Origin of the sequence: Mucilaginibacter sp. PAMC 26640, from assembly GCA_001596135.1 — a bacterium.
Taxonomy (GTDB): domain Bacteria; phylum Bacteroidota; class Bacteroidia; order Sphingobacteriales; family Sphingobacteriaceae; genus Mucilaginibacter.
Window position 1 is genome coordinate 617,045 of sequence record CP014773.1, and the last position, 11,136, is coordinate 628,180.

Sequence of the window (11,136 nt, forward strand, 5' to 3'; positions counted from 1 at the left end):
TGCGTCTTGTATTTTACGACTCACTTTCCAGTCGACTTAATCGGAGCACTGACTTTACCATCCTTGATTAATAAAACATTTTAAAGGTGTGCCCAATAAACTAACTTTACACCCGTATTACACTCAATTAATATTAATGCAACAATCTGCTATAAGCGGTAATGTAAAAACCGCCTACGATGAATTTTACCAGAAGCATGATGAGGCCTGGCGCATGCTGGGTGCCAAATATAAAGCGGAACACATCATTGCTGTTTGCGCAGGCAAAAGCTTCGCAAAGGTGCTGGAGGTTGGTGCGGGCGACGGCAGTATTTTAACTTATTTGGCCGATCATGACTTTGCGGCGGAGTATCACGCTGTGGAAATATCAGATAGCGGAGTGGCCCACATAAAAAGCCGGAATATAAAAAACTTGATCTCTGTACAGGAGTTTGATGGTTATAAACTGCCATTTGACGATAATAGCTTCGATCTCATCATTCTATCCCACGTATTGGAACATGTAGAACATGAACGACTATTGCTTCGCGAAATAAAAAGGGTAAGCCGCCATTTTGTGATAGAAGTGCCACTGGATTACAAAGCCGGAGTGGATAAAAAAATTAAACATTTTTTGGCGTATGGGCATATTAATATGTACACCCCAACTTCGCTGCGGTATTTACTGCAAACCGAGGGTTTTGAAGTAGAGACAGATCTTACATCGATGATAGAACCGGAGGTAACCAGGTTCAATACCTACATTAATCAGAAGAAGGCTAAAAGTTTGTTAACCAATTTGAAAATTGCAGCAGAATATACCGTTAAAAACACACTAGGCAAATTGGGCGGAGATAAAGTAAACGAACGGATGGCAAATGCCTACACCGTACTCTGCAAAAAAACCGATAGGCAGGCAGATATATTTTAATAATAATTGCCGTTTTTATACCGCGGAGACAACAAAGCTTTTGCAAAAAACTTAAGCGTTTTTAATATTAGAAGCTCCCCCTGGTAAAATTAGTGTTTAACGGTTTATATAATTATAACTAACCCTTTAACGCCAATATCGTAAATTAATATTCACTTTACCCCCGGATCGCGCTGCATTACGTTGTAGATTCTTTGAGCGATCAGTGGTTAAAAAAAGTAAAATCTCCATTGCAAAACCCTGCTCCCATCGCCCTTTTTGTATATAACCGGCCAGACCATACCCGCCGCACCATCAATTATTTGCAAAAAAATTTATTGGCTGGTGAGTCACGCTTATTTATCTTCAGCGATGGGCCCCGAAAAGACTCAGATAAGGCAAGTGTGGAACAGGTTAGGCAAATAGCCCTGGAAACCACCGGTTTTAAGTCTATTAAGGTAATAGAGCGACCAAGGAATATGGGATTAGCTAATTCCATCATTAGTGGGGTAACGCAGCTAATAAAAGAATTTGGCACAGTGATCGTTTTTGAAGACGACCTAATCTCTTCGCCTTACACACTCCAATATTTTAATGAGGGCCTGCAACGCTATGCGGATACCGAAAAGGTAATGCACTTAAGCGCCTACATGTTCGATCTCCCCGACAAAACGCTCCCGGAAACCTTTTTTTTCCGCGCGGCTTTCAGTTGGGGATGGGCCACCTGGGCAAGAGCCTGGGATAATTTCGACCCGGATATTGATCAATTGATCAAACAATTTGATAAAAATAAGATCGACCAATTCTCCATCAACGGCACTATGAATTTCTGGAAACAGATGCTTGACTTTAAGGCCGGGCGAAATAATTCCTGGGCAATTCGCTGGTACGCGTCCATCTTTTTAAAAGGTGGTTTAACGCTCAACCCATCACATTCGCTGGTACACAACATCGGGCATGATGGCAGCGGCACACATTCCAATATCGAAAATACCTACCAGGTACAAATAGCCGAAACCCCGGTTAAATATTTTCCGGAGATAATTCAGGAAGATACTAAAGCATATGCAACGATAAGGCACTTTTTAAAGAACCGTAAAGGCAGCCTTGTAAAGCGTGGAATGAATTTATTTAATCAATTGAAAAACAAGTATCTTAAAAGAAATTAGCAATGTTGATAGATGAGTACTTGTTAATAATTATAAATAAAAAAATTAGTCTGGTAAACCTATAGACATTATACTTGTATATTATTAAACCAATTATAAACCAATCCGTTCTTTATGATTTAATAATAAGATCAGTTAAAAGCATCGAAAGAGAGAACCAAAAGTTTTCTCTTTTTTTGTTTACAGAAACAGGATCACTCTTTTAGTGTTATACCTAAAAATAGCTAAACCATGATTGACGAGAAAGACACCAAACCCGCAGATAGAGATGGCAAACACGAATTTTTGCTCCATTACTCCGGCAGAGAAGTACCCTGCACAGTGGTAAAAGAACAAAATAAGCTTACAGTATGCATTGACGATAATATTAATGCAGAGTTAACTGTAAATGAAGACGGTACCGTAGTACAAACTGGTGGAACCGAAATGGCAGAATCTGCTGTGGAATTCATTAAAAAAAGAATTTTAGGCTAATACCTTATGCTTACTAAACGCCGCGAAGCCTGTTAATAGCTTTGCGGCTTTAACAATTTGTTACCATGCGGTAAAATCAGGCCCCCGATAATCCGCTAATTTAACCGTGATGACCGTTCCATTCCTTAATCAAACGCTGCGGGTTCTCCTGCTATTCGTACTCACTTTTGCAGTACTGTATTTTGCTGCACCGGTGCTCATCCCTTTAACCTTTGGTGCCATACTGGCTATGTTGTTATTGCCTGTATGCAGGTGGCTTCAGAGAAGGGGACTAAACAATGCATTTGCGTCTATTTTAAGCATTATAGCATTGCTTTTACTTATAGCAGGCATTGTTTTCCTGATGCAAACACAATTAAGCGATCTTGGGAAAGACCTTGGCAAAATAGAGCAACGGGTTAACGGGATGCTAACTCAGCTGAAAGATTACGTACAGCAAACGTTTGGCATCTCGCAAAGGGAGCAGCAAAAAATGATTAAGGACCAACAGGGCGGCAGTATGGAAAAAGCCGCCGGCATGGTGACCACCCTCGTTGGATCGCTGGCCGGGATTTTAGTAGACGCAATCTTGGTATTAGTTTACACCTTTCTGTTCATTTACTTTCGCAGTCACTTCAAGAATTTTGTGTTAAGATTATTAAGCCGGGATAACCGCGAAACCGGCAAAGATGTATTGCAAAATGCCAGCACCGTAACACAGCAATACCTTGGCGGCCTAGGATTAATGATCGTGATGCTTTGGGTGATGTATGGCATAGGCTTTACCATAGTGGGCGTAAAAAACGCCATATTTTTTGCCGTGCTTTGTGGTATTTTAGAGCTTGTTCCGTTTGCCGGTAATATAACCGGTACTTCTATTACTATGTTGATGGCGCTGGCGCAAAGCGGAGATAGCCGTGTAGTTATCGGCGTTCTTATTACTTACGGTTGTGTTCAGTTGATTCAAACCTACATCCTGGAACCCCTGGTAGTGGGCGACCGGCTCAACATCAACCCCTTGTTTACCATCCTCATTATTGTTATTGGCGAAACCGTGTGGGGGATACCCGGCATGATACTGGCCGTGCCCCTACTTGGCATCTTTAAAATAGTGTGCGATAATGCCGAACCTTTAAAAGATATCGGTTTCCTGATTGGGCCACCGAAAGAGAAGAAGCAAAGTAATGAGGGTAACTTTTTTACGAAATTGTTTAAAAGCAAGCCTGCAAAGGTTGAGTGATCACAGGATTGGATTTAGGTGGTAGTTGCTTAATTAAACTTAGATAAACCGGAAACCTGTGGAATTAGCAGGGGTTTAGGAAAAGTGGCATCGATTTCGGTGATTCCATCAAATTTTCGTTTGTGCTAAATTGTCTTTATCCCAGCACCTCTTCCAGCACCTCATGCGACCGGATATAGCCGAAGCCCTCAATGTGCATGGCATAGTATTCCAATATTTTATTGATGAGGTAACGACGTTCATCATTACCCAGTTTAATGCTTTCTATTTTACCGAACCCATTTTGCAGCAGGTCGTAAAAATTTTTGGTGTGGGGTGGCGAGAGGTAAGATAAACTATCCGGCTTGAAATTGCTGAATACGCCATCTTTCATATCAAAGTAATTAGTGTTTGATGCGGTTGTCCCATGCGGATAAAAGCCCAGGTAACGTGTAAGCTGCACCAGGAACACAAGATGAAAATTCGCTAGTCCGCGGGTACTGTGATCCAGCCATTCTACCGCATTAAAAATGAAATCGAAAATATTTTCATCGGGTGTTTGCTGCTTTACGGCTTTATACAGCACCTCGTTTAAAAACATTACCAGGCTGCTTTTAATAATGTCATAAGGGATGGTAAGCAACGCCGGCGCGTTTTTCAATTCGGAGATCCGCTGTATGTTTCCGGCTGTTTTATGATAAACAACCATATCAACCAGGTGCAGCGGCTGCAGCATGTTGCGGCTTATTTTAGCACGGGGCTTTTTTACACCATTGATTAGATACGATTGAAGCCCAAATTTTTCGGTAAATATCTGTACCACTACGCTACTTTCGCTGTAGTCGGTAGTTTTAAAGACAATGCCGCGGGTTTTATGCAGCATAACCCAGAAGTGCTAAAATTTTGGGCAGATAAATTATAATACCGGTAATCAATGCAAAAAAGGCAACTACCAACACCGCTGCTGCACTGATATCTTTAACGTGCCCTGCCAGTTTATTATACCCTGGCGATACCAGGTCTGTAAGCGTTTCTATCCCGGTATTCAATAATTCTGTAAGCAAAACCATGGCAATACAAAGCAATATCCAGTTCCATTCGGCTGCGTTGATCTTCAAGCAAAACCCCATCGCAATAGCCGCTATTGCCGCAAACACATGCACCCTAAAATTGAGTTGTGTGCTAAAAGCATATTGTAAGCCTTTAAAGGCAAAGCCAAAGCCGCGAATAAATTTTTTCATTGATCAGCCGTAAATTACGCAAATCTGCACAAATTAATTTACGGGTAGTGTAAAGTAAAAAGTTGAACCTTGCGCCTTTTCACTTTCAACCCAGATTTTCCCATGATGGCGCTCTACAATTTCTGCACAAAGATAAAGCCCGATACCGAAGCCTGAAACCGTTTGCGTGTGCGCGCTGTCTACCCGGTAATAACGTTCAAAGATCCTGTCGATATCATTTGGTTTTATACCCATACCTTCATCCTTTACCGAAACCATTGCATCCCCGCCGTTTATTCTGCATTCCAACGATATATTTTTCCCCCTGGGCGAGTATTTTACCGCATTGCTCAGCAGGTTGGAAATCACCGAACCTATTTTGTCCATATCCGCAATCAAAGTTACAGGCTCGCTATGGATGAAGGTGATCTGGTGGCTATTGAAAGTAAGCCGGGCATCGGCTATCATTTCTTCAACAAGTTCATCCAACCGGAATTGTTCTTTATTTAAAAAGATCTTACCCGATTCCAGCCGCGAAACGTTGAGAAAGCCATTGATCATCGTACTCATCTTTTTTACCTGGCTATTCACCTTTTCCAGCGCGCCAATTGTAAAAGGGTCGCCGCCATTACGGGCTTTGCTATACAACATTTGCGAATAGGCGCTAAGCGATGTCAATGGTGTTTTTAACTCGTGGCTCACCATACCAATAAAATCGTTTTTGCGAATTTCGTCATGTTTTTGTTCAGTTATATCCATGATAATACCCGAGAAATGCGAAAGGCTGCCTTCCGAATCCGGATACAGTTTGCCATATGCACGCACCCATTGAATCTTTTGATCAGCGTGACTGATAACCGGGTGTTCCATTTCATAATTTTTGCCGCTGGCAATTGCCTTATCAACCGCGTCGGTAACGTTACGGCGATACTCCTCCGGGATAGCATTCGCAATCATATCGTAGCTTACCTCATCATCAGGTTTATAACCAAACTGTTCCTTTAGCCGTTGCGATACCACAAATTCCCGGGTATTAATATTTAGAAACCAGGTGCCTACATTTGCGGCTTCAATTGCAAAACGGGCTTTTTCTTCCGCCTTTTCTATTTCGCGGCGGGCAATCACCTGTTCTGTAACCACATTTGCTATTAGTATGATGCTGGTGGTTTGGCCCGCACTATCTTTTAGCGGGTGGTATACAAAATTAGAGTATACTTCTTCCATTTTACCATTCTGCTCAAGCCGGGCTTTCACTTCATTTCCGTAGTACGCTTCGCCTGTTTGGTAAACATTGAGCAACAAATCTATAAATGCTTGTCCGGCAAGTTCAGGCACGGCTTCTGCCAGTGGCAAACCCACTATATGGCTATCTTTACCCCACGCTTCTAATACTTTCTTGTTAGCTGCCTCCACAATGAGTTGCGGGCCTGTTAATAACGCGATTGCTATCGGGGCATCCGCAAGCATATATCGTAACCGGCCTTCGCTGGTTTCCAAAGCGTCAATTATCCTCCTTAGATCTAACTGGGTTTCGCTCAACTCTTCGTTAGTAGCGTGGAGCTCTTCATTTGTGGCTGCCATCTCCTCGTTGGCGGCCTGTATCTCTTCGTTGAGCGCCTGCTGTTCTGCCTCGCTTTCCTCCAATTGCTTTCGCGCATGCACAATATCGGTTATCTCAATAACGCTAACTAATATGGATTCAACATTGCCGGATTGATCGAACAGCGGGTCATAAGAAAAATCAACATAAATATGCTTTAGTCCGGCAGGGGTAGCAATATCTGCCGCTATCTCCCTTATGGCTAATTTTTCCCCGGTTTCAAAAACATCATTCAGTAGTTTAGGGAACGGCTGGTCCAGCAATTCTGGAAATACAGCTATCAAGCGTTCGTTGATCACCTGCTCCTCTGTACGGCCCCAAATATCCAGCATAGATTGATTAGCCACCGTTATGACCAATTCGCGCCCCTGCAACACGGCCATGCTAATAGGAGTACTCATGATCATGGTACGAAGGCGGTGCTCGCTATGCTTCACCTTATTGCCGGCCAGCACTTGTTCTGTAACTTCGCCGGCGACAACAATTACTCCGGTAATTTTGCCATAAGCATCTTTAAAGGGGTGGTTAACAAAATTGTAGTACCCTTTTGATAACTGCCCGCTCCGGTTCAGCATCACTTCGGCCTCAACGCCAAAGTATGGCCTACCGGAATTAAATACCTCCCCGATGATTTGCAGATAAGGCTGATCTTTAAGTTCTGGCAAAGCCTCCACAAGAGGTTTCCCAACCACAGACCTGTCTCGCCCCCAAAGCTCCAGGAAAGTACCATTGATCATATCAATCACCATATCCGGTCCTTTGAACAAAGCCATAGCAACCGGAGCCTGCAAGATCATATTTCGAAAATTAGCCTCGCTTTCGGCGAGCGCTGCAGTACGGCGGAGCACCTTTTCTTCCAGCTCCAGATTTAAATTACTCAGCTTTAACTGTATATCTTTTAGCTGTTCGTTTGTGGCATTAAGTTCTTCGTTTGTTACCTGCAACTGTTCATTTAATGCCTGCTCACGGTTAAGCTCGTCTTCTGTTTTACTCGCATTCAGCAACTTTTGGCGGTTTTTATACCGCTCGGTTACATCAGTTGCGGTATGTAAAATGCAATACACGTTACCTGCCACGTTTTTTATTGGCCGATAAACAAAATCGAAATAATAGGTGTTTAAGCGGCCTGTTAAATTAAGAAGAGCAGGCGTATCATTAGCGGTGTAAATTACACCTGTGTCCCAAACTTCTTGCAGGATAGCGATGAAGGGTTGCCCCTCTAGCTCAGGTACTGCTTTTTGCAGCGGTTGGCCTATAGCTTCCCGACCACGCCCCCATAGGCCAAGCATGGCATCGTTTGCAGTTTGAATAATTAGATCCCTGGTACTATAAATAGCTGTGGCGTTTTGTGATAGTGCCAAAACCTGCAGCAATTCATCGCTACTGAAACGGTGAATGTTATTCATTTAGTTAAATATGGAAAGCAAAGTAGATACTTAAACTATGTTTATTGTAAATAGCACACGCTGTAAAACAGGAGCTGTTTTATATAGTGCAACAATAGTTTACTTAGGGGAAAGTGTGTAAATATAGTATACTTAGCGGAAAAGAAGCAAATTGCTTTAAATTCTTAATTTTTAGCGCTCTTTAATTGGTTGACCAATAGAATAATAAAGCTGATGCAGCCCGCCAAACCTAAACCAGCCGAAGCACCTCTGATAATATCAAAATAAACCGGATTTTTAGGCGCGGGTGCCCATAAAATAATGGCAAACAACAGAATTGATACCGCTAACAATAAAACAGTGCGGGTTACCTGATTTTTCATTGCCGAAAGGTATCAACTTTTAGGGACATGGCAGGTTTACACTTTATAATTTATTCATAATAACTAACATTGCACTTATGGACCTGCAATTACAAAACAAAGTAGCGGTAGTTTTGGCGGCAAGCAAAGGCTTGGGCAAAGCAATCGCGACAGCATTATCTGCCGAAGGCGCAAAGGTGATCATCGGCTCCCGTAATCGAACCGAGCTGGATAAAACTGCTGCTGAAATTAGCCTGCAAACCGGCAACCCTGTTGTAGCTATTACGGTAAATGTATCGGACGCCGAAAACATTAACAGCTTTATAAAAGCTGCTGCTGAAACCTTTGGCGGGATAGATATACTGGTAAACAACGCAGGCGGGCCACCTTTTGATAAATTTGAGAACTTCGACGATCTGCAATGGCAGCAAGCCTTCGATATGAACCTGATGAGCGTTGCCCGAACCTGCAAACTGGCGCTGCCTTACTTGAAAACAGCGGGCGGCGGGCGCATTATTAACGTTATCAGCGGCTCGGTAAAATCAGTTTTGGCAGGCTCGGTGCTTTCTACTGCTATGCGCCTGGGTGTTGTGGGCATGGCTAAACTAATGGCCGACGAGTTTGGGCCTTATAACATTACCGTAAACAATGTGGCGCCCGGATTAATTCTTACCGATCGGATCAAACATACGCTCCCCAAAGATACCGACCCGGAAGAAGCCATGAAAGAAAAAGCCAAAGCCATTCCACTGGGGCGCATAGGAAAACCAGAAGAATTTGCAGCAATGGTAACCTTCCTGGCATCTGCTCAAGCCAACTACATTAGTGGTACTACTATACAGGTTGATGGCGGTGCAAGCAGGGCGATATATTAAAAGGACTCGCCTGCTTCAATTAATTACACAGCAGCCACTCCCTCTTTCTCCTGCTTGAGCTTAATAGCAAAGGTAATTATGCCGAGAAGAGCTCCAAAGGCTATTCCGCCCGAAAAACCCTGCATAAAATCTGATATTTTCCAATGCTGAAAGTACCCGGTAAAATTAGTAAGCAGGCATATAGTAGTCGCCACTATGGTGACGATTATGCACAGATATAATCTTGTTCTTGTTGTCATGATGAGTAACCTATTTTTATATCAACACTATTTCCCCATTGATTTTTCCCTGATCAATTTAAATTCCGAACCCTTCTTCCAGCCGGGAAAAGTTGTTTCGCCCGCCAGTTTTACACCCAACTGATACATCAAATCAGAGGTTTGTGCCATCCCCAGCGTGTTCATATCATCACTGTATTCATCCGATGGCTGGTGATAATGCTCGTCGTTATATTCCTTCAGCTTTGCCGTACCAAATGCCTCGCCCTTTTCAATAGATGCAGCACCATTATGCAGATCCAGCGCAGGCACACCTACCTTGGCAAAGTTAAAATGGTCCGACCGGTAGTAACTGCCCGATCCCGGCGTTTTATCGCCCACTACCTTCCAGCCCTTGGGTGTCGTTAAAGCCATCACATAATCATCCAAATCATTCTGCCCCTTACCTGTGATTGAGAAATCGCTGGTTTCGCCAAAGTCGGATAAAGCGTCCAGGTTAAGGTCGGCCACTGTTTTGTTCAAAGGATAAACCGGGTGGGTTCCGTAATATTCAGACCCTAATAAACCCTGCTCTTCAGCCGTCACTGCTAGAAAAACGACCGAGCGTTTTGGCTTGTCTTTAACTTGTGTAAATTTCTTAGCGATAGCCAGTATAGCCGCCACACCGCTGGCATTATCTACAGCACCATTATAAATGCTGTCACCTTTAATGGCAGGGCTCTTCACACCAAAATGGTCCCAATGAGCGCTATATAAAACATACTCGCCCGGCGTGGTGCTGCCTTTAATTGTGGCGATTACATTATGAGAGGTAGAATACTTCAGGCTATTTTTCAACCTTACGGATACAAAGCTGTTCAGCGGAACAGCTTTAAAATCTTTTTTGCGGGCATAAGCGCGCATATCGTCGGTGATACCGGCACCTGCTAAAAGCTTTTTGGCCGCTGCTTCACTTAGCCAGCCTTCTACTTTACAGCGATTCATGTGTTTATCGGCTTGCTGCAGGTATAGTTTAGATCCTGTAAAACTGTTCTGGATCACCTGCCAGCCATAACTTGCAGGTTCGGTTTGGTGAACAATCAACACGCCTGCGGCACCCTGTCGAGCGGCCTCTTCATACTTGTACGTCCATCGGCCATAGTAAGTCATGGTATCGCCTTTGAATAATTTCTCCGGCGATTTAAAGCCGGGGTCATTCACCAGCACTACTACCGTTTTACCTTTTACATCCAAATCTTTATAGTCGTTCCACTTAAATTCGGGCGCTACTATGCCATAGCCGGCAAATACAAGAGGTGAATTCTTCAGATCAACTGATGGAAGTTCCTGCCTGGTAGCGGCTACAAAGTCTTCCGCCATTTTAAGGCTCAGCGGCGTTTTTCCGGTGATTTGCATAGTTGGGGCAGCGGCGGCACCAATTTCAACCATGGGCACATCCTGGTAATAGCTACCCTTGTTACCGGGCTCCAGGCCCAATTTTTTAAACTGGGCAGAGATGTAGGCGATCGTTTTATCCTCACCGACAGTAAAAGGTTTCCGCCCTAAAAGCGAATCATTAGCCAGAACGGCAATGTGGTGTTTGATATCTGCCGCCATGGCGGTATCACTATCACTGGTGGCTTTCTTTTCTTTATCCGATGAACAGCCGGGCAATAAAGCGACGGCTGTTATAGTAATAAGGGCAATGGATTTGATTTTCATATCAGGGCTTTGTAAAACCAAATATAGTAAAGGGGAGGGAATGTT

The 11,136-nt window shown here is 43.4% G+C and carries 10 protein-coding genes; 5 read left to right on the top strand and 5 right to left on the bottom strand.

Annotation, left to right across the window (positions count from 1 at the left end):
- Positions 1-136 precede the first annotated feature (136 nt).
- The 4 genes from A0256_02750 (at position 137) to A0256_02765 (ending at position 3,751) form a co-directional block, all read left to right on the top strand.
- Complete coding sequence (locus A0256_02750; GenBank protein ID AMR30413.1) at positions 137-910, top strand: methyltransferase type 11; 774 nt, start codon at positions 137-139, stop codon at positions 908-910.
- Positions 911-1,140: 230 nt separating this feature from the next.
- The gene (locus A0256_02755) at positions 1,141-2,058 is read left to right on the top strand and encodes a sugar transferase (GenBank protein ID AMR34407.1); all 918 of its coding nucleotides are present in this window, start codon (positions 1,141-1,143) and stop codon (positions 2,056-2,058) included.
- Between the two features lie 231 nt (positions 2,059-2,289).
- Positions 2,290-2,532, top strand: a complete 243-nt coding sequence (locus A0256_02760; GenBank protein ID AMR30414.1) for a hypothetical protein — start codon at positions 2,290-2,292, stop codon at positions 2,530-2,532.
- A gap of 109 nt (positions 2,533-2,641) precedes the next feature.
- Positions 2,642-3,751 carry an AI-2E family transporter gene (locus A0256_02765; protein ID AMR30415.1) on the top strand — a complete coding sequence of 370 codons (1,110 nt, stop codon included), beginning with the start codon at positions 2,642-2,644 and terminating at the stop codon, positions 3,749-3,751.
- Positions 3,752-3,887: 136 nt separating this feature from the next.
- Here A0256_02765 and A0256_02770 read toward each other — a convergent pair whose 3' ends face one another.
- The 4 genes from A0256_02770 to A0256_02785 form a co-directional block, all read right to left on the bottom strand.
- The gene (locus tag A0256_02770; protein ID AMR30416.1) at positions 3,888-4,613 is read right to left on the bottom strand and encodes a DNA repair protein RecO; all 726 of its coding nucleotides are present in this window, start codon (positions 4,611-4,613) and stop codon (positions 3,888-3,890) included.
- Positions 4,603-4,971, bottom strand: a complete 369-nt coding sequence (locus tag A0256_02775) for a diacylglycerol kinase (protein ID AMR30417.1) — start codon at positions 4,969-4,971, stop codon at positions 4,603-4,605. Before A0256_02775 ends, A0256_02770 begins: the two co-directional genes overlap by 11 nt.
- 33 nt (positions 4,972-5,004) lie before the next feature.
- Positions 5,005-7,956 carry a hypothetical protein gene (locus A0256_02780; GenBank protein ID AMR30418.1) on the bottom strand — a complete coding sequence of 984 codons (2,952 nt, stop codon included), beginning with the start codon at positions 7,954-7,956 and terminating at the stop codon, positions 5,005-5,007.
- Positions 7,957-8,120: 164 nt separating this feature from the next.
- The gene (locus A0256_02785) at positions 8,121-8,318 is read right to left on the bottom strand and encodes a hypothetical protein (GenBank protein ID AMR30419.1); all 198 of its coding nucleotides are present in this window, start codon (positions 8,316-8,318) and stop codon (positions 8,121-8,123) included.
- A gap of 77 nt (positions 8,319-8,395) precedes the next feature.
- Here A0256_02785 and A0256_02790 point away from each other — a divergent pair, with 77 nt between their 5' ends.
- Positions 8,396-9,172, top strand: coding sequence for a 3-oxoacyl-ACP reductase (locus A0256_02790; GenBank protein ID AMR30420.1), 777 nt, complete (start codon positions 8,396-8,398; stop codon positions 9,170-9,172).
- Between the two features lie 266 nt (positions 9,173-9,438).
- Here the strand turns inward: A0256_02790 and A0256_02795 are convergent, their stop codons facing one another.
- Entirely contained in the window at positions 9,439-11,091 is a 1,653-nt protein-coding gene (locus A0256_02795; protein AMR30421.1) for a peptidase M28, read from the bottom strand.
- Positions 11,092-11,136 lie beyond the last annotated feature (45 nt).